The following is an 18,397-nucleotide window of genomic DNA, read 5'->3' on the forward strand; positions in this document are numbered from 1 at the left end:
TTCGGCGGGGCGGCCGCATGCGCTGCATGCCGGGCCGGGTGTTTTTACCTCGAATGTCGCGCACCGGTAGCTTCTACGGGCGCGCGACCCAGCGACGATCAAGCCGATGACCATCCACAACCGATCGAATGTGCGCGGGCAAGTCGCGATTCCCGCATGTGAAACGCAGCGTCCGCACTGGCCATCCGTCGCGGCGGCCGCGCTGCTGATGCTGCTGCCGGTCGCCGCGCATGCGGCCGGCTTCGACTGCGCGAAGGCCGCGTCGCCCACCGAGAAGACGATCTGCGCGAACCCCGCGCTGTCGAAGCTCGACGGCGAGCTGTCGACGGCGTGGAAGCGGGCGCTCGCGCAGGGCGGCGATACGGCCGCGCTGAAGCAGGCGCAATTGAAGTGGCTCAAGCAGCGCGACCAGTGCGGCGGCGATGAGTCGTGCCTGCGCGACCGTTATCGCGAACGGCTTGCGAGCCTGAACGGCACGCCGCTCGCGGCCGATCGCTGGCAGCAGACGTGGTATCTCGACAGCGACAACCCATCGTTCGGCGGTGTGCTGACGTTCACCGGCACGGCGCCCCGCCTGCATTTCGCGTTGAGCGCCAACAACGGCGCGCACGATGGCGGGCTCGACGGCGACATCGTGCTGCACGGCGACAGCGGCACCTATCGCCGGGACAAGTGCCGGCTCGATTTCGACCGGAAGGGCGGACGCATCCGCGTCACGCAGCAGGGTGCCGATATCGATTGCGGCGCAGGCATGGGCGTCATGTACGCAGGCGACTACGTGACCGCCGCGCAGTCGCAGTCAAAGCCGCCGGCCGACCTGCTGAGCCTCAAGGTCGTCGCCGACGCACAGCAGAACGCGACCGCGCACAAGCTGCTCGGCGCCGACTATCAGACGCTCGTCGACGTGGTCAATCTCAGCGCGGACGAAAAGGATCTCGACGGCCTCAACGCACAGGTGACGTCGTACTGGGTGCGCGGCATCGCGACGACGAACGCGGCGATCGTGATGCGTCGCGGCACCGATCTGTGGATCGGGCTGCTGGTGTTCGATGCGAAGAACAACGTCCGGATGCGTTATTACTCGAACGTGCCGGCGTGGAAGAAAACCGTGCCGAAGACGATCAACGCGTGGCACGACCGTCTCGACAAGACACTGCCGATCGACGTGATGCAGTAAGCACGCGCTGCTTCGCTATTTCTTGCGTGCCGCACGCGTGCGGGTCTGCGCCGGCGCCGCCGCGGATGCCCGGATGCGCAATTCGGGCTGGACCGCGTGGCCAGGCCCCGTAGCGCCGTTCTCGAGCGCATCGAGCAGCGCATGCGCGGCCTGGCGCCCGATCGCGTCGGTGTCGACCCACATCGTCGTCAGCGGCGGCTGGATCTCGCGCGCGAGCGCGATGTCGTCGAATCCGGTGATCGACAACTGCGCGGGCACGTCGATGCCGAGCGCCTGTGCTTCGAGCAACGCGCCGAGCGCGAGCGCGTCGTTGCCGCAGATCACCGCGGTCGGCCGCGTCGCCGCGTCGCTGCCGACGATCGCGCGCAGGCTCGCCCGCCCGAACGCGATCGTGGCCGCGCCTTCGTGCTGATGCACGGGGCGCACCGCGAGCCCATGCGCGGCAAGCGTGTCGTGAATGCCGCGCAGGCGAGCCTGGACGCGGTCGTTGTCCGTCGACGGCTGCATGATGATCGCGAAATCGCGGTGGCCGAGGTCGAGCAGATGGGCGGTGAGCTGCGCGAATGCCGCGCGGTTGTCGAAGCCGATGCAGCAGTGCGGGCTGTCGTCGCGATACGCATACGTGACGACGTACGGTACGCGATGCATCGCCAGGAGTTCGAACAGTTCCGGCGGATACGCTTCGCCGACCAGCGACACGGCCTCCACGCCGCGCGACAGCATCGCGCGCACCTGCGAGAGCGCCTGCGCGGGGTCGTAGTTCGAGCAACCGAGGAACAGCGTGATGCCGTGCTCGGCCATGACCGTCTGCATGCCGGCGACCTGCGATGCGAACACCTGGTCGTCCAGCGTCGGGATGATCGCGCCGGTGATGTGGGTGCGCGTGGACGCCAGCGCGCGGCCGGCCGCATTCGGAATCCAGTTCAGCGCGAGCGCCGCGTCGCGCACGCGCTGTTGCACGTCGGCCGAGACCTTGCCGGGATCGTTGTACACGCGCGAGACGGTCGCGGTCGACACGCCGGCCAGTTTCGCGACGTCGCCGAGTACCGAGCGGCCGCTGCCGCGGCGTGCCCGCGACGCGCCACCGCGGGACGGGGGCGAGCTCATCGGCGGTCTCCCGGCGGCATGGGCCTGCCGGCGCGGTGCGTTGCCAGTCGCGTCATTGTTTACCCTCGATTCATGGTGGTCCCGCTTGCATCTCCATTCGATCCTGTGAGAATGTAAGCGCTATCTTGTTGCTGCTCCACATTATGTCAGACATGGATTTCACCCGCATCGCGGAATTTTCGGAGGCGATGGCCTGTCCGGCCATTTTGTCGGCTGTAAATGTAAGCGGTTACATTCGAGCATGAGCGACACCACGTCACCGCGTATCGCCGTCGTCGGCAGCGTCAACATCGACCTCGTCACGCGCGCGCCGCGCCTGCCGGTGCCGGGCGAAACGCTGCTCGGCACGACGTTCGAGACCGTCCACGGCGGCAAGGGCGCGAACCAGGCGGTCGCGGCCGCGCGCCTCGGTGCATCGGTCACGATGATCGGGTGCGTCGGCGACGACGCGTTCGGTGCGCGCCTGCACGGCGCGCTGGCGGCAGAGCGCATCGACGTGACGCACCTGCACCGGATCGGCGGCACGGCGACCGGGGTCGCGACGATCACGGTCGACGACGACGGCGCGAACAGCATCGTCGTCGTGCCCGGCGCGAATGCATGCGTCGATGCCGACCGGATCGATGCGGCGCGCGACGCGATCGCCGGGGCCGCGCTGCTCGTGTGTCAGCTCGAGGTGCCGGTCGCCACCGTGGCGCGCGCGATTGCCTGTGCAAGCGCGCACCACACGCAGGTGCTGCTGAATCCCGCCCCCGCACGGCCGCTCTTCGATGCGTTGCTGGCGCGGGTCGACTATCTGGTCGTCAACGAAACCGAGGCCGAGTCGCTGACCGGCATCGCGGTCGGCGACGACGCGTCGGCCGCGCGCGCCGCCGAGGCGCTGTGCGCGAAGGGCGTCGGCAACGTGCTCGTCACGCTCGGCGCGCGCGGCGTCTGCTGGCGCGGCAGCGCAGGCAGCGGCCGCCATCCGGCGATCGTGGTGGCGGCCGTCGATACGACCGCGGCCGGCGACACGTTCGTCGGCGGGTTCGCGGCCGCGCGAGCCGGCGGCGCGTCGATGGACGACGCGATCGGCTTCGGCCAGCGTGCGGCCGCGATCAGCGTCACGCGCCACGGCGCGCAGACGTCGATTCCGACGCGCGACGAAGTCGACCGTATGGAGAGCTGAATTCCGCATGCGACGGAACGGCCGAACCCGGCCGAAACCAGTGACATGGAGACAATCGACATGAACGACAACCCACCTGTTCCGCACGCGCCGCCACGGATTCGGCGCGGTCAACGCATCGCGCTCGCGCTGTTGATGGCGAGCGGGATCGTCAACTATCTCGATCGCGGCACGCTGGCCGTCGCGAGTTCGGCGATCCGCGGCGATCTCGGCCTGTCGCTCGCGCAGATGGGGCTGCTGCTGTCGGCCTTCTCGTGGAGCTATGCGCTGTGCCAGTTTCCGGTCGGCGGGCTGGTCGACCGCATCGGCCCGCGCCGGCTGCTCGGCATCGGGCTGATCGTCTGGTCGTTCGCGCAGGCGGCGGGCGGCATCGTGTCCACCTTCGGCTGGTTCATCGTCGCGCGCATCGTGCTCGGCATCGGCGAGGCGCCGCAATTCCCGTCGGCCGCGCGCGTGGTGAGCAACTGGTTTCCGCTGCGCGCGCGCGGCACGCCGACCGGCATTTTCAATGCCGCGTCGCCGCTCGGTACCGCGCTTGCGCCGCTGCTGCTGTCAGTTCTCGTCGCCTCGTTCGACTGGCGCTGGGCATTCATCGTGACCGGTGCGCTCGGTCTCGTCGTCGCCGTCGTGTGGTTCGCGCTGTATCGCGACCCGGTGCGCGCGGAACTGTCCGTCGCCGAACGCGGTTATCTCGATGCCGATGCGCAAAGCGTCGTCACCGCGCCGAAACTGACCTTCGTCGAATGGCGCAGCCTGTTCTCGCACGGCACGACCTGGGGCATGCTGATCGGCTTCTTCGGCTCCGTGTACCTGAACTGGGTCTACCTGACCTGGCTGCCGGGCTACCTGACGATGGAGCGGCACATGAGCCTGGTTCGCACGGGGTTTGCCGCATCGGTGCCGTTCCTGTGCGGATTCGTCGGTTCGCTGGTCGCGGGCTGGCTGTCGGATTTCGTCACGCGCCGCAGCCGGTCGCCGGTCGCGAGCCGGCGCAATGCGGTCGTGGCTGCGATGCTCGGGATGGTCGCGTTCACGATTCCGGCCGCGCTCGTGCAGAGCAATACGGTTGCGCTCGCATGCATTTCGGTCGTGATCTTTCTCGCCAACGCGGCGTCGGCGTGCTCGTGGGCGCTCGCGACGGCGGCCGCGCCGCCGAGCCGCATCGCGTCGCTCGGCGCGATCCAGAATTTCGGCGGCTTCATCGGCGGCGCGCTGGCACCGATCCTGACCGGCATCATCGCGCAGAGGTGGTCGTTCGTGCCCGCGTTGCTCACCGCGGCCGCGATCGCGTTCACCGGTGCGATGGCGTACCTGCTGCTCGTGCGCAAGCCGATTCCCGAACAGGCCGCGAACGCCGCGCCCGGGCCGTTGCCGGCTTGAGCATGCCGCCTGCATCCGCATTCATTGAAGCAAGGAGAAACAGATGCAACACCCGCAGCAATCGAACGTGACCATCGAAGGGATCGTGCCGGTGATGCTGACGCCGTTCGACGACGCCGGTGCGATCGACTACGCCGGACTCGAGCGGCTCATCGAATGGTATCTGGCGCACGGATCCGACGCATTGTTCGCGGTCGCGCAGTCGAGCGAGATGCAGTTCCTGAGCCTGGCCGAACGCGCGGCACTCGCGCGCTTCGTGGTCGAACGGGTGGGCGGGCGTGTGCCGGTCGTCGCGTCCGGGCACATCAGCGACGATCTCGATGCGCAGGTCGCCGAACTGTGCGCGGCGGCCGAATCGGGCGCGCAGGGCGTCGTGCTCGTGACCAACCGGCTCGATCCGCAACGCAAGGGCAGCGCCGCATTGCTCGACCATCTGCACCGGCTGCTTGCGCGGTTACCGTCGGATCTCCCGCTCGGTCTGTACGAATGTCCGGCGCCGTACCGGCGGCTTCTGTCGGATGACGAACTGCGCGCGTGCATCGACACGGGCCGGTTCGTGATGCTCAAGGACGTGAGCTGCGATCTCGCGACGGTGAAGCGCCGCGTCGCGCTCGCCGCAGGATCGCCGCTGAAGATCCTGAACGCGAACGCCGCGATTGCCTGGGACGCGATGAAGGCCGGGTCGGCCGGTTTCAACGGCGTGTTCACCAACTTCCATCCCGACCTCTACCAGTGGCTGCGCACGCGGGGCGAGTCGAATCCGGCGCTGGCCGACGAACTGTCGACGTTCCTGGTCGTCTCGGCGGTATCGGAGGCGCTGGGCTACCCGGCGCTCGCGAAGCTCTATCACCAGCGGATCGGTACGTTCGGGTCGATCAAATGCCGTGCGATCGACTACGACGTGCGCGAACGCTTCTGGGCGCTCGACGCGGTGCTCGACAAGATCGTGGCCGGCACCGAACATTTCCGCCGGCGGATTGCCGCGTCATAACGGAGGGCGCGTGCCGCGCCAGCCGCGCGGCGCGTGATCGCATCGCGTGCCGTGCATGCGGCGGCACGCTCGGTGCCTGCAAGCACGAGCCGCTTTGCGCGATGCGCCGCAATCGCGGCGCACTCGTTGCGATCCCCTTCCGTCGATGGCGGCAACGCCTGCCGCCGCGCCCCTCCCGCCGTCAGTCACGACATCACGAACTCGAACCGTCCGCGGTCCGCGAGCGCGCTGTCGACGTTCGTCTCGTCCATCCGCCACGCCGCGCATTTGCCGTGTCCGACGAACTGTCGACATGTCTTGCGCGAGGCGACGAAAGCGCACAAATCTGCGCAATTCCGCGGCCGTGCGTTGTAACGGTTCGTCATACCATGCTCCGGAGTGATTTTTGCCGATGAACCGCTGAAGCCGCATTCGCCCATGCAACACGTGACGACGACAAGCCAGCCGCCGATCCTGGCGGCGCCGGTTGATCCCATGCTGCACGCCGTGATCGATGAAGTCGTCCACCGGAGCGTGTCGGAAGCGACGACGCGTAGCGGCTACATGCGCTGCGCCGACTATGCGATCGTCGGCGCGCGGGTGCTGACGCTGTTGACCGGCCAGTCTTATCGGCCGTTCGCCGGCGGTGAAGTGATGGATTTCGGCGGCGGCAATCTGTACGCGCTGTGCACGACGCGCGAGCGGCGCCGCACCGCGCGGCATCTGTCGCAACTCGCGCGGTATCACTGCTGGATCGAGGCGCGCCACGACGGCGTGAGCGGTCGCACGCGCAAGGAGATCGTCGACTTCACGCTGCGCCATGACGAGACCGTCGCGCAACAGCTGGGCATGCCGTTCGCCCGTGCCTACCAGGCCTATTTCTGGGGCTGGGAGGACGAGCACGCGGTACCTGCCGAGTTGCGCGACCATCCGGTATTTGCGAAGCAGGGCCCGATGTGGCGCTGGGCCGAGCGCGAATGCACGTCGCTGCTGCGTGCGTACGAGCACGAACGGCCCGGCTATTTCGGGCGTCAGGTGTCGCGCGCGATCGATTGGTTCGCCGATCGCGTCGAAGGTCTCGGCTGACGCGCGCCTGCGTCGAGGACGACTGCGGGCCGGCTGCCGGCCGCGGTGACGTCGATCCGGCGGGCGCTGGCGCGCCGCCGGGCATGGGCGACGTCTGCGGGGCCGCGCGTACCGCGACCCGGCCGTTCACCTCTTGGACAGCGTACCGTTACTGTTCGCACCACCAAACAAACGCGTCAGGTATTGCGAGTTGGTATTCATCCGGGTCATCAGCGTATTGAGCGCGGTGAACTGGGCCTGATACTGCTTGGTCAATTGCGCGGCATAGTCGGACAGATCCGACTGCTGCTGCGCGACACGTTTCAGATCGGCGTTCAGCGCGGTCGTGCGCACGTCGATCATTCCGTTCTTCTTCGTGAACTGCGTGATCTGGTCGGCCAGGCGCGTGCCGATCCCGTTCTCCGGATTGAACAGGCGCGCGACGCCCGACGGATTGGCGGACAGCGCGCTATCGAGCCTTGCGCTGTCGACGTTCAGCGTGCCGTCCCGCTCGAGCTTGATGCCGATCGACAACAGGTTCACGTGTCCGTTGCCCTTTTCGGTGGCGCCGCCGCCGTCGACGCCGCGCGCGACGATCGACGCCAGCGCGTTGCGGATCGTGTTCAGCGTCGAATCGCCGATCAGCGCGCCTTGCGAGCTGGCGCCGGCCGTGTAGCTCGACAGTGCGCCCATCGTCTTGACGACCGTGTTGTACAGGCTCACGAAATTCGTGATCGTGGCGGCCTGCGATTTCGTGTCGGTGCTGACCGTCAGCGTCTGCGTATCGGTCGCGCTGACCGCGGCCGCCGACAGGTTCAGCGTGATGCCGGTCAGCACGCCCGACACCGTGTTGCTCGCGCTGGTCGATGCGATCCCGTTGAGCGTGAATTTCGCATCCTGCGCGACGGCGCTCTGCCGCCAGGCGGCCGAGCCGTTTGCCGAATCGATCTTCGACGCGCCACCCGACGGATCGGCCGTCGACGTGACGCCGAGGTTCGACAGGCCGCTGTCGTTGGCAACGTTGGCCACGGCGACGCTGATCGCGTTCGCCGAGCCCGTCTTCGACGACGCGAGCACGAGGTGCGCGCCGTCCGTGCCGTTGATGACCGTCGCGCTGATTCCCGGGTTGCCCGACGCGCCGTTGATCGCCGCCGCGATGCCCGCCAGCGTGTTGTTGGTGCTGCCGACCTCGACCTTGAACGACTGGCTGCCGAGCGACAGCGTCAGCGTGCCGGTGCCGAGCGCCTTGCTGCCGTTGAAGCCCGCGGACGACAGCGCCTGCGCGGTCGCGATCTGCGTGACGCCGACCGTGTAGGTGCCGGCCACCGCGCCCGCGCCCGCCGTCGCGGTCAACCCCTTGCCGCTCGCGACGGCATTGAACGTCGACTGCAGTGCGCCGTTCTTCAGCGACGTCAGGCCCGCCTCGAGCGCGCCGAGCGCCGACGACAACGCACCGAACGCGGAAATCCGCGTGTTGCCGCTCGCTTGCGAAGCGGCCAGCGTCGCGACCCGGCCAGCCGTTTTCGCGTTCACCAGCGTCTTGACGAGCGCGCCGACGTCCATCGCCGGATTGCCGGTCGAGCCGTTGATGATCGATTGCGCCGCCTGTTGCATCAGGCTGTTCGCGTTCGCGCTGCTGTTGACGGGCGTGTTCGTTGGCATGGGTGGGCTCCGGGTTGAAAGGCGATCCAGTCGCGAACGGCGGTCCAGCCGGCCGGCGGTGATCCGGGCGGGCGCGTGGCGATCCGCGTGCATGCCGCTTCTCGCGCGCCGCGGATGGCTGGGGTGTCGGGAAAACGTAAGAATGAATCGGTGCGCTATCGTATTCTTAAATCGGTATTGGTTGGTAATTTTTTGTAATGATTCTTGCGGAAAGTGTGGCTGGGGGAAAGGTTGGTGCGGGTTCGGCGAAAACGAGCGGCGTTTCAGTCCAAGTGCATGATTATGTTTGTATTTATCAAGGAATTTCGCCGGATTTTAAAACCTGCCGGAAACATGAATGTTCGATGACATGTTTTTCGTCGATTTTGCTAAACAGCACGCGGATGGGCGGTGTGCTGAAGGGGAGTCATTTCTTGCGAGTATCCGATACGCTCTCGGATTCGAGGTATCCGTCGTCTTTGAATCATATGGATTTTTTATCAAAAATATTTCATCGTGGTTCGACCCACTGGGGTACTTTTTCTTCGCTGGCATCGAGTGACCGAGTGTGACCCTTAGGACAAGGAGCGTAAAGAATGCGATACGAGGTGTTGAGTGGTGGTCCGACCAAAACCGCGGGTGAAACGGTGGTGGCTCTCCAACGCAAGGTCAACGAAGCGGTGAGCATCGGAGCGGTATTAGTGGGTGGGATTAGCGTTGTTTTTGGGCGTGCACCGGGATTCATCGCCAAGGACGCACATGAAGCATTTCAGGCTGTCACATATCCGGACCAATAGGGGAAAAGCCAGTTGGCCCTACCGAAGGGGCAGGCCGGGGCTGTTACAGTGGATACGCCTCAGGCGAAGATGAAACCATTCCGGATCGAGCGTTGACGTTGGCGGTCGCGACGCCGCTGGACACCTCGTTCCGTATCCTGCCGAACCGGCGCACGGCCAATGTACCGACCACGAAGGTGCGTTGATCCGCGTGGCTTTTACACGAATGCACTCAATGACAGCAATCGATTCGTCGACTTCTCTCCCCACCATCCTCCTCGTCGGCGCCTCCGGCCTGCTCGGCCGCGCGGTCGCCGCGTCCTTGTCCCGCGAACCGTCGCTGACGCTGCTCGCGACCATCCGGAACCCGCAAGGCGCCGGTGCGAAACGGCTCGCATTGCCGCCGGACAACATCGCCGAACTCGACGTCCTCGACCAGCCGTCCCTCGAACGCCTTTTTGAAATCCACAAGCCGGCAGCGGTGATTCTCTGCGCCGCCGAACGTCGCCCCGACGTCTGCGAACGCGACCCGGCCGCCGCCCGCGCCATCAACGTCACGGCGCCGGCCCGCATCGGCGCACTCGCCGCGCGATACGGCGCATGGACGCTCGGCATTTCGACCGACTACGTCTTCGACGGCAAGGCCGCCCCCTACAGCGAGGACGCCACCCCGAACCCGCTGAACATCTACGGTCGCACCAAGCTGGAAGGCGAGGCCGCGCTGCTCGCCGCCTCGCCGCTGTCGTGCGTGCTGCGCCTGCCGTTGCTGTTCGGCCCGATCGTCGACTGGAGCGAATCGGCCGTCACGAGCCTCGTTCCGGCCGTCGTCGCGTCGGCGCGCCCGGGCGCCGACGCGGTCGGCATGGACGCATGGGCGATCCGTTACCCGACCTACACGCCCGACGTCGCGCAGGTCATCCGCGATCTGACGCTGCGCCATCTCGCGGGTGACACGGTCACGGGCATTCGCCATTGGTCGAGCGAGGAGCCGATGACGAAGTACGCCATCGCGCAGCGAATCGCGGCCGCGCTCCGCATCGAGGCGTCGCTCACGCCGATCACCCAGCCGACCGACGCGACGCCGCGTCCGTACGACTGCCATCTCGACGCGACACGCGTGCGCGCGCTCGGGATCGATTACGCGACGCCGTTCGATACGGCGCTGCACGCGATCCTGCACGACGGCCGCCCGATGCCGTAAAGCCGCACGCGGGCGGCCGATTGTGCGAACGCCGCCCCTATGCGATGCTTGTCGCGCTGCGCGCGCGGGTTCCCGCGGGTCGCGCGACGCAGGATGACGCGATACCCGCGCCGTTCCCACGGCTCAACGAACAACAACCATGACCACCGTATCCCCCCGTCCGACGACGCGCACGCTGGCGCGTGTGCGTACCACGTTTCGCCAGTACTTCAGCCTGCGCGAAGGCCAGGCCGACCGGGAAACGATCGATCAGGACATCCGCGGCGGCGTCGGATTGCGCGGGACCAACCTGTGGATCCTGATGTCCGCGATTTTCATCGCGTCGATCGGCCTCGACGTGAACTCGACGGCCGTCATCATCGGCGCGATGCTGATCTCACCGCTCATGGGGCCGATCATGGGCCTGGGCTACGGGATCGGCATCTACGACTTCGCGTTGATCCGGCGCTCGCTGAAGACACTGGCCGTCGCCACGCTGATCAGCCTTGCGACTTCGGCGCTGTATTTCTCGCTGAGTCCGCTGACGGGCGAACACTCCGAACTTCTCGCGCGCACGTCGCCGAGCATCTGGGACGTGTTGATCGCGCTGTTCGGCGGGCTCGTCGGGATGGTCGGCGCGACGCGCAGCGAAAAGACCAACGTGATCCCCGGCGTCGCGATCGCGACCGCGCTGATGCCGCCGTTGTGCACGGCCGGCTACGGGCTCGCGCATGGCAGCCTCGCGTATTTCGCGGGCGCGTTCTACCTGTTCTCGATCAACTGCGTGTTCATCGCGTTCGCGACCGTGGTGGTCACGTGGGTGATTCGCGCGAAGCCGGCCGCGCGCGTGGACGAGGCGATGCAGCGGCGCGTGCGGCGCTTCGTGCTCGCGGCGGTCGTCCTGACCGCCGTGCCGAGCGTGATCCTCGCGTACCGGCTCGTCACGCAGGAAGTGTTCAACGCGCGTGCCGACCAGTTCATCAAGGCCGAACTGTCGCTGCCGTTGTCGGTGGTCGCGAGCCGGCATATCGATCCGCGCGGCCGTGTGATCGAGGCGATGCTGGTCGGCCGGCGTGTCGACCAGGCGATGCTCGACCGGCTGGCGGACAAACTGCCGGCCTACGGTTTGCCGAACAGCCGGCTCGTCGTGCGGCAGGCCGGCGACGAACGCATCGACACCGGGGCGCTCGCGTCGTCGCTGAAGGCGAGCATCGCGCAGGACCTGATCGCCGCGAACCATGCCACGCGCACCGAGATGGACGTGAAGGACCAGACCATCGCGCGCCTGCAGCACGAAATCGACGGCCGGGCGGCGCAGCAGGCCGAACTGGCGCGCGTCGCGCGCGAACTGCGCACGCAGTATCCGCAGATCCGCGAGATCCTGTATGGCGCGACCGATGCGTGGGACAGCGGCGCAAGCGCGCCGGACGCCGAGCCGCTCGTGACCTTCGTGGTGTCGACCGCGAAGCCGCTGCCGCGCACCGACCGGCAGCGAATCGAGCGCTGGCTGAGCGTGCGGCTCGATTCGCCGCGCGTGCGGGTCGTGACGGCCGGCTGATGCGACGCGCATGCCGATGATTCAGCGTCGCCCCGTGCCGTTGACTGCAGGAGCCCTGCCATGCAACTGAAATGGCTCGAAGACTTCGTCGAACTCGCGCGCACGCGCAGCTTCACGCGTGCAGCGGAAAACCGCTTCGTCACGCACCCGGCGTTCGGCCGCCGCATCCGTTCGCTCGAGGAATGGGTCGGCACGCGCCTGATCGCGCGCACGAAGCCGCTCGAACTGACGGCGGCCGGCACCGTGTTCCTCGATGCCGCATCGAACGCGCTCGACATCCTGCACGGTGCGCGCACGCAACTGCAGGAAGCGTCGCCGGTGCCGGAAAACACCCTCCGGATCGCGACCGGCCGCACGCTGTCGGCCACCTTCTTCCCCGACTGGTACGACGAGACGGTTGCGCGCGCAGGCTTTTTCACGGCGACCGTGTCGACCGGCAGCGCGGAGGAGGCGATCCTGCAGCTGACGGCCGGCGAGGCCGACATGCTGATCGTCTATTCGAGCCCGCACACGCGGCTGCTGATCGACCGCGACCGCTTCGACTGGCTGTCGGTCGCGCGCGAGGTGCTGGTGCCCGTCAGCGCGCTCGATGCGCGCGGCAGCGCGCGCTACCGGCTGCCGGCCGGGCAGGCGCCGGTGCCGTGGCTCGCGTTCGCCCGTACGCTGACGCTGCGCGCGGTGCTCGCGCGCCATCTCGCCGAAATGCCGAACCGGCCGACGTTGCGCCCGGTGTACCAGGCCGACTCCTACGAAGCGATCCTCGCGATGGCGCGGCGCGGGCTCGGCCTCGCGTGGCTGCCGCAGCGGCTCGTCGCGGACGACGTGCGGCGCGGCGAACTCGCGATCGTCGGCGGCGCGGACTGGCAGATCGGTTTCGACGTCGCGCTGTATCGCCGCCGGAACGAATCGCATCCGGTCCTCGACGCGATCTGGCGCACCGCGCCGTCCCGCGACGACGGCGGAGCGCCGGCCGGCTGAACCCGCGGCCCGGGTCGCCCCGGCGCGCGATGCACCGATCAGCACGATCGCGTGCCGAAACGGCACGAACGCACGCGCCGCGGTGCCTACACTCCGCGCTTGACTGGCCCGGACGCACGCCGGCAACCGCCGCGCGCCGTCTTTCACAATCCTGACGGCCAGCATCAACGGAGGAGCACAGGCATGACCCGCAACCCGCACGCCGCGCAGCCGGCCCCGCACAATCCGTGGCGCGAGATCTGCGCCGCGAGCATCGGCAACGCGCTGGAATTCTACGATCTGCTGATCTACGGCTATTTCGCGATCGTCATCGGTCAACTGTTTTTCCCGACGCACGACGCGGCCACCTCGCTGCTGCTGTCGGTCGGCACGTTCGGCATCTCGTTCGTCACGCGGCCGCTCGGCTCGATCGTGCTCGGCAGCTATGCGGATCGCGCGGGCCGCAAGGCATCGCTGACGATTTCGATCGGGCTGATGATGCTCGGCACCGCGATGATCGCGTTCGCGCCGACGTATGCGCAGATCGGCATCGCGTCGCCGCTGCTGATCATCGTCGCGCGGATGCTGCAAGGCTTCTCGACGGGCGGCGAATTCGGCGCGGCGACCGCGTTCATGGTCGAGCAGGCCGACGCGAAGCGGCGCGGCTTCTTCGCAAGCTGGCAGATGGCGACGCAGGGGCTCGCGACGGTGCTCGCGGCCGGCGTGTCCGCGCTGCTGAGCCTGCTGCTGACCGCCGACCAGCTGCATGCGTGGGGCTGGCGCGTCGCGTTCGCGGTCGGACTGCTGATCGGCCCGGTCGGGCTGTATATCCGCCGCAACATCGACGAACCGGCCGATTTCCGCCGGCTCGGCGAGGCGGGGCGCGCGAAGTCGCCCCTGCGCGACGTGTTCGTGCGCGACCGCGCGAACATGCTGCTCGGCGCGGGCGTGGTCGCGACGGCCACGGCGTTCAACTACGTGCACAAGCTCTACATGCCGACGTACGCGGTGAAGCAGCTGCATATCCCGGCTACGTCGTCGTATCTCGGCGCGGTCGTCACGGGCGCGATGCTGATGATCGCGGCGCCGGTCGTCGGGCACCTGTCGGATCGGTTCGGCCGTATTCGCGTGATGCTGATCGCGCTGATTCTCGTGGGCGTGACGACGTGGCCGCTGTTCGTCCTGCTGAACCGCTATCCGACGGTCGAAACGCTGCTCGCGGTGCAGGCGCTGGTCGGGCTGCTGATCGCGGTGAGCCTGGCGCCGCTGCCGGCGCTGCTCGCGGACATCTTCCCGACCAGTACGCGCGGCACGGGCCTCGCGCTGTCGTACAACTTCTCGGTGACGCTGTTCGGCGGCTTCGCGCCGCTGATCGTGACCTGGCTGATCGACGCGACGCACGACAAGCTGGCGCCGAGTTTCTACGTGATGGCGACGGCCGTGCTCGGCATCACGTCGGTGATCTCGCTCGGCCGCCGGATGCGCGGCGCGGCGGCCGGTTCCGCGGCGGCGACGCGCGCGACCGAGGCGTGATCCGTCACGCCCGAACCCGATTCCGGCGCAGCCGGCCGACGCCGGTCGCGCCTTTCCCGAACCCTGACGAATCCTTCCGACACTTCCGACATGACCACGCTTGAAGCCATCCGCGCCGCGCTGCCGGCCTATCCGATCGAAGTGACGTTCCCGGACATCTCGCGCTGGCGCGCGGGCAACACGGGCATCGACTATCTGCACACGTTCGACAGCGGCAAGCCCGGCAAGCACGTGATGATCCTCGCGCTGACGCACGGCAACGAAGTCAGCGGCGCGATCGCGGTGGACGCGCTGCTGACGGCCGGCCTGCGGCCGGTCGCGGGCCGGCTGTCGCTCGGCTTCGGCAACGTCGGCGCGTACGAGCATTTCAGCGCGGAGAATGCCGACGCGACGCGCTACCTCGACGAAGACATGAACCGCGTATGGACGCCGGCCGCGCTCGACGGCACGCGCGACAGCCGCGAGCTCGCGCGGGCGCGGGCGATGCGGCCGCTGCTGGATACGGTCGACCTGCTGCTCGACATTCATTCGATGCACGAAGCATCCGCGCCGCTGATGATGACGGGGCCGCTCGACAAGGCGATCGCGCTGGCCGCCGCGCTCGGCACACCGGAGCACGTGATCGTCGATCGCGGCCATGCGAACGGCACGCGGCTGCGCGACTACGGCGGCTTCGGCGATCCGGCGAGCGCGAAGAACGCGCTGCTGATCGAGACGGGCCAGCACTTCGCGGCGAGCGCGCGCGCGGTCGCGCTCGACAGCGCCGCGCGCTTCCTGCTGCACGCGGGCGTCGTCGCACGCGACGACGTCGCGGCGTTCCTGACGCAGGCCGCGCCGGTGCGGCAGAAGTTCATCGAGATCACGCAGCCGGTCGTCGCGCGCTCGATGGATTTCCGGTTCTCGCAGCCGTTCACCGGGCTCGAAGTGATCGCGAAGGCGGGCACCGAGATCGCCCGCGACGGCGACGACGTGATCGTCACGCCGTACGACGACTGCGTGATCGTGCAGCCGTCGATGCGCCATCTCGGCGTGAACGTCACGATGATGCGGCTCGGGCGCCTGCTCGAACGCTGAGCCGGGCGGGTCGGCGCCGGTCCGTGTCGACATGCTGCAATGCAGCGCTTGCGATGCTCCCGGCAAGCGCGCATTTGTCGTCGGGTCGAAAAGCGGCCGCAGGGGCATGGCCTGACGATCGAATTCGGAATTTGTCTAGTCATCCTTGCGATTCGGCCACCCGAACTGCACCAAACATGTGCCGGAATTCCCCGCGACGGCGCACGCCGGATGCCTGTAATTAGGGGATTTCCCGCGTTTGCCTCGTTTTTATTGATCGCTGCTTGTCGCGCTGTTTTTCTTCTTGCATGCTTGTATAGACAAATTCCTGAGGCGGCTTGCTGCACCGAAGGGATGGCGAACTTCAACGCAAGGAGAAATCTCGTGAACGGCAAGCGCATCAAGTGGGCAATCAGGACGATCGGCATCATCGCGGCTGCGGCGGCCACGCTCGCGGCGCCGGTGCAGGCAAAGGAATGGAAGACGGTGACGGTCGCGCTCGAAGGCGGCTACGCGCCGTGGAACCTCACGCTGCCGGGCGGCAAGCTGGGCGGTTTCGAACCGGAGCTGCTCGCCAACGTGTGCGAGCGCATCAAGGTGCAGTGCAACATGGTCGCGCAGGACTGGGACGGGATGATCCCCGGCCTGCAAGCCGGCAAGTTCGATGTCCTGATGGATGCGATTTCCATCACGCCGGAGCGCGAAAAGATCCTGCTGTTCTCGCGCCCGTATGCGGCGACGCCGGCGACGTTCGCCGTCACCGATACGAAGATCCTGCCGAAGGCCGCGCCCGGCGCGCCGATCGTCAAGCTGACGGGTGACGCCAACGCGGACAAGCCGACCGTCGACACGCTGCGCAAGCAGCTGAAGGGCAAGACGATCGGCATCCAGTCGGGCACCGTCTACACGAAATTCATCAACGACAGCTTCAAGGACATCGCGTCGATTCGCGTATACAAGACGTCGCCCGAACGCGATCTCGATCTGGTCGCCGGGCGCATCGACGCATCGTTCGACGACGTCACGTACTACGCGGCGAACAACGCGAAGAAGGACAACGCGTCGATCGTGCTCGCGGGGCCGAAGCTCGGCGGCCCGATCTGGGGGCCGGGCGAGGGGCTCGCGTTCCGCAAGCAGGATGCCGACCTGAAGACGAAGTTCGATACGGCGATCGCCGCGGCGCTCGCGGACGGCACCGTGAAGAAGCTCGCCGACAAGTGGTTCAAGACCGACGTCACGCCGTAAGCGCGTGTTCGGCTGCCGCCGCGTGAGCCGGTCGAACGGCACACGGCGGCACGCATCCAGTGGCTTCACCCAACGCATGCCGGGAGGCACGCATGGCGATTCTTGAAATGCTCGGTTTCGGAACCGAAGGCTGGGGCGGTGTGCTGCTGCTCGCCGCACTGATGACGGTCGCGCTGACGCTTGCCGCGCTCGCGGTCGGGGCGGTGATCGGCGCGGCGATCGCGGCCGCGAAGCTGTCGCGCTACCGCACCCTCCGCCTGCTCGGCGATCTGTATACGACGGTATTTCGCGGCGTGCCCGAACTGCTCGTCATCTATCTGTTCTACTTCGGCGGCTCGACGCTCGTGACGGCCGTCGGCCAGTGGTTCGGCGCGGAAGGCTTCATCGGCGTGCCGCCGTTCGTGATCGGTGCGCTCGCGGTCGGGATGATCTCGGGCGCCTATCAGGCAGAGGTCTATCGCGCGGCGGTGCTCGCCGTGTCGAAAGGCGAGCTCGAGGCGGCGCGCTCGATCGGCATGCCGCGCAGCATGGTGCTGCGGCGCATCCTGGTTCCCCAGGTGCTGCGCTTCGCGTTGCCCGGGATCGGCAACGTGTGGCAACTGAGCCTGAAGGATTCCGCACTGATCTCGGTCACCGGTCTTGCCGAGTTGCTCCGCACGAGCCAGATCGCGGCCAATTCGACGCACCAGTACTTCGTGTTCTTCGTCGCGGGCGGTGCGTTGTATCTGCTGATGACGGGCTTGTCGAACCGCGTGTTCAACCGGGCGGAAGCGATCGTCGGCCGGTCGTTCCGCCGCAATTTCGCGCGCAACTGACGGAGAACGGGCATGTCCATCGATTTCGCTTTTCTCGTCGATACGCTGCGCCAGTTGCTCGCGGCCGTGCCGACCACGCTCGGCCTGTTCTTCGCGTCGCTCGTGCTCGGCGGCCTGCTGTCGCTCGTGATCGTCACGATGCGCGTATCGCCGCGCTGGTTGCCGAACCGTTTCGCGCGTGCCTACATCCTCGTGTTTCGCGGCTCGCCGCTGCTGATCCAGATGTTCCTCGTGTATTACGGGCTCGGCCAGTTCGGCGTGATCCGCGAGAGCTTCATGTGGCCGCTGCTGCGCGAGCCGTACGTTTGCGCGGTATTGTCGCTCGCGCTGTGCACGGCCGGCTACACGGCCGAAATCCTGCGCGGCGGGCTGATGGCCGTGCCGATCGGGCAGATCGAGGCCGGTTATTCGATCGGCCTGTCGGGCTTCGCGCTGCTGCGGCGCGTGATCGGCCCGATCGCGCTGCGCCAGTGTCTGCCCGCGTATTCGACCGAAGCCGTGCTGCTGGTCAAGTCGACCGCGCTGGCGAGCCTCGTCACCGTATGGGAAGTGACGGGCGTCGCGCAGCAGATCATCCAGCAAACCTACCGGACGACCGAAGTGTTCGTCTGCGCGGCCGTCATCTATCTGGGCCTGAACTTCATCGTCGTGCGCCTGCTCGGCGCGCTCGAATGGCGGCTCTCGGGGCACCTGCGTGCGCCGAAGCCGTCCGGTGCGCCAGCCGCCGCGACCCGAAATGCCCGGCGCGTCGCGTCCTGAGCGCGCCATTCCT

At 67.4% G+C, this 18,397-nt stretch carries 17 protein-coding genes; 14 read left to right on the forward strand and 3 right to left on the reverse strand.

The features are described from left to right. The first annotated feature begins 106 nt into the window (after positions 1–106). Positions 107–1,177, forward strand: a complete 1,071-nt coding sequence (locus H0X95_RS00570; RefSeq protein ID WP_080403522.1) for a lysozyme inhibitor LprI family protein — start codon at positions 107–109, stop codon at positions 1,175–1,177. A 15-nt stretch (positions 1,178–1,192) separates the two neighbouring features. Here H0X95_RS00570 and H0X95_RS00575 read toward each other — a convergent pair whose 3' ends face one another. Then, positions 1,193–2,284, reverse strand: a complete 1,092-nt coding sequence (locus H0X95_RS00575) for a LacI family DNA-binding transcriptional regulator (protein ID WP_059721470.1) — start codon at positions 2,282–2,284, stop codon at positions 1,193–1,195. Between the two features lie 241 nt (positions 2,285–2,525). Here H0X95_RS00575 and rbsK point away from each other — a divergent pair, with 241 nt between their 5' ends. Genes rbsK through H0X95_RS00590 form a run of 3 tightly spaced genes read left to right on the forward strand, consistent with a single transcriptional unit; the run spans position 2,526 to position 5,823 of the window. Next, the gene (gene rbsK / locus H0X95_RS00580; protein WP_059721469.1) at positions 2,526–3,452 is read left to right on the forward strand and encodes a ribokinase; all 927 of its coding nucleotides are present in this window, start codon (positions 2,526–2,528) and stop codon (positions 3,450–3,452) included. Between the two features lie 60 nt (positions 3,453–3,512). After that, a complete protein-coding gene (locus H0X95_RS00585; RefSeq protein ID WP_059721468.1) occupies positions 3,513–4,832 on the forward strand; it encodes an MFS transporter in 1,320 nt (439 codons plus the stop codon). Between the two features lie 43 nt (positions 4,833–4,875). Next, entirely contained in the window at positions 4,876–5,823 is a 948-nt protein-coding gene (locus tag H0X95_RS00590; protein ID WP_006497910.1) for a dihydrodipicolinate synthase family protein, read from the forward strand. 185 nt (positions 5,824–6,008) lie between these two features. Here H0X95_RS00590 and H0X95_RS35845 read toward each other — a convergent pair whose 3' ends face one another. Then, positions 6,009–6,299 (reverse strand): hypothetical protein, encoded by a 291-nt coding sequence (locus H0X95_RS35845; RefSeq protein ID WP_226245005.1) that lies wholly within the window; start codon positions 6,297–6,299, stop codon positions 6,009–6,011. Here H0X95_RS35845 and H0X95_RS00600 point away from each other — a divergent pair. Continuing rightward, on the forward strand, positions 6,241–6,888 hold the full coding sequence (locus tag H0X95_RS00600) for a hypothetical protein (RefSeq protein ID WP_059721508.1): 648 nt from the start codon (positions 6,241–6,243) through the stop codon (positions 6,886–6,888). The genes H0X95_RS35845 and H0X95_RS00600 overlap by 59 nt on opposite strands. Positions 6,889–7,014: 126 nt before the next feature. Here the strand turns inward: H0X95_RS00600 and fliD are convergent, their stop codons facing one another. Next, positions 7,015–8,529 (reverse strand): flagellar filament capping protein FliD, encoded by a 1,515-nt coding sequence (gene fliD, locus H0X95_RS00605; RefSeq protein WP_059721467.1) that lies wholly within the window; start codon positions 8,527–8,529, stop codon positions 7,015–7,017. Between the two features lie 575 nt (positions 8,530–9,104). On the opposite strand from fliD, the gene H0X95_RS00610 reads away from it, so the two are divergent. From H0X95_RS00610 to H0X95_RS00650, 9 genes are all read left to right on the forward strand, one after another. Further along, on the forward strand, positions 9,105–9,305 hold the full coding sequence (locus tag H0X95_RS00610; RefSeq protein ID WP_077020527.1) for a hypothetical protein: 201 nt from the start codon (positions 9,105–9,107) through the stop codon (positions 9,303–9,305). 214 nt (positions 9,306–9,519) lie between these two features. Continuing rightward, a complete protein-coding gene (locus H0X95_RS00615; protein WP_059721466.1) occupies positions 9,520–10,485 on the forward strand; it encodes a dTDP-4-dehydrorhamnose reductase family protein in 966 nt (321 codons plus the stop codon). Positions 10,486–10,624: 139 nt separating this feature from the next. Continuing rightward, on the forward strand, positions 10,625–12,022 hold the full coding sequence (locus H0X95_RS00620) for a DUF389 domain-containing protein (RefSeq protein WP_006485862.1): 1,398 nt from the start codon (positions 10,625–10,627) through the stop codon (positions 12,020–12,022). Between the two features lie 60 nt (positions 12,023–12,082). Continuing rightward, a complete protein-coding gene (locus H0X95_RS00625) occupies positions 12,083–13,000 on the forward strand; it encodes a LysR family transcriptional regulator (RefSeq protein WP_006497915.1) in 918 nt (305 codons plus the stop codon). 183 nt (positions 13,001–13,183) lie between these two features. Continuing rightward, complete coding sequence (locus tag H0X95_RS00630) at positions 13,184–14,512, forward strand: MFS transporter (protein ID WP_059721465.1); 1,329 nt, start codon at positions 13,184–13,186, stop codon at positions 14,510–14,512. 90 nt (positions 14,513–14,602) lie between these two features. Then, a complete protein-coding gene (locus tag H0X95_RS00635) occupies positions 14,603–15,586 on the forward strand; it encodes a succinylglutamate desuccinylase/aspartoacylase domain-containing protein (RefSeq protein ID WP_006484839.1) in 984 nt (327 codons plus the stop codon). A gap of 363 nt (positions 15,587–15,949) precedes the next feature. Further along, positions 15,950–16,810: a transporter substrate-binding domain-containing protein gene (locus H0X95_RS00640; protein ID WP_034203907.1), complete on the forward strand. Its 861-nt coding sequence runs from the start codon at positions 15,950–15,952 to the stop codon at positions 16,808–16,810. Positions 16,811–16,902: 92 nt separating this feature from the next. Beyond that, positions 16,903–17,625 (forward strand): ABC transporter permease, encoded by a 723-nt coding sequence (locus H0X95_RS00645; protein ID WP_006481063.1) that lies wholly within the window; start codon positions 16,903–16,905, stop codon positions 17,623–17,625. Between the two features lie 12 nt (positions 17,626–17,637). Further along, positions 17,638–18,384, forward strand: coding sequence for an ABC transporter permease (locus H0X95_RS00650; RefSeq protein WP_006484844.1), 747 nt, complete (start codon positions 17,638–17,640; stop codon positions 18,382–18,384). The last annotated feature ends 13 nt before the right edge of the window (positions 18,385–18,397 follow it).

Origin of the sequence: Burkholderia sp. 9779_493, assembly GCF_015712215.1 — a bacterium.
Lineage (GTDB): Bacteria > Pseudomonadota > Gammaproteobacteria > Burkholderiales > Burkholderiaceae > Burkholderia > Burkholderia cenocepacia.

Bases quoted from the DNA above. Each gene is read 5' to 3' on its own strand.
- rbsK (WP_059721469.1), top strand. From the start codon at position 2,526: ATGAGCGACACCACGTCACCGCGTATCGCCGTCGTCGGCAGCGTCAAC.
- H0X95_RS00600 (WP_059721508.1), top strand. From the start codon at position 6,241: ATGCAACACGTGACGACGACAAGCCAGCCGCCGATCCTGGCGGCGCCG.
- H0X95_RS00620 (WP_006485862.1), top strand. From the start codon at position 10,625: ATGACCACCGTATCCCCCCGTCCGACGACGCGCACGCTGGCGCGTGTG.
- H0X95_RS00635 (WP_006484839.1), top strand. From the start codon at position 14,603: ATGACCACGCTTGAAGCCATCCGCGCCGCGCTGCCGGCCTATCCGATC.
- H0X95_RS00570 (WP_080403522.1), top strand. From the start codon at position 107: ATGACCATCCACAACCGATCGAATGTGCGCGGGCAAGTCGCGATTCCC.
- fliD (WP_059721467.1), bottom strand. From the start codon at position 8,529: ATGCCAACGAACACGCCCGTCAACAGCAGCGCGAACGCGAACAGCCTG.
- H0X95_RS00585 (WP_059721468.1), top strand. From the start codon at position 3,513: ATGAACGACAACCCACCTGTTCCGCACGCGCCGCCACGGATTCGGCGC.
- H0X95_RS00630 (WP_059721465.1), top strand. From the start codon at position 13,184: ATGACCCGCAACCCGCACGCCGCGCAGCCGGCCCCGCACAATCCGTGG.
- H0X95_RS00575 (WP_059721470.1), bottom strand. From the start codon at position 2,284: ATGAGCTCGCCCCCGTCCCGCGGTGGCGCGTCGCGGGCACGCCGCGGC.
- H0X95_RS35845 (WP_226245005.1), bottom strand. From the start codon at position 6,299: ATGGGATCAACCGGCGCCGCCAGGATCGGCGGCTGGCTTGTCGTCGTC.
- H0X95_RS00625 (WP_006497915.1), top strand. From the start codon at position 12,083: ATGCAACTGAAATGGCTCGAAGACTTCGTCGAACTCGCGCGCACGCGC.
- H0X95_RS00645 (WP_006481063.1), top strand. From the start codon at position 16,903: ATGGCGATTCTTGAAATGCTCGGTTTCGGAACCGAAGGCTGGGGCGGT.
- H0X95_RS00610 (WP_077020527.1), top strand. From the start codon at position 9,105: ATGCGATACGAGGTGTTGAGTGGTGGTCCGACCAAAACCGCGGGTGAA.
- H0X95_RS00590 (WP_006497910.1), top strand. From the start codon at position 4,876: ATGCAACACCCGCAGCAATCGAACGTGACCATCGAAGGGATCGTGCCG.
- H0X95_RS00650 (WP_006484844.1), top strand. From the start codon at position 17,638: ATGTCCATCGATTTCGCTTTTCTCGTCGATACGCTGCGCCAGTTGCTC.
- H0X95_RS00615 (WP_059721466.1), top strand. From the start codon at position 9,520: ATGACAGCAATCGATTCGTCGACTTCTCTCCCCACCATCCTCCTCGTC.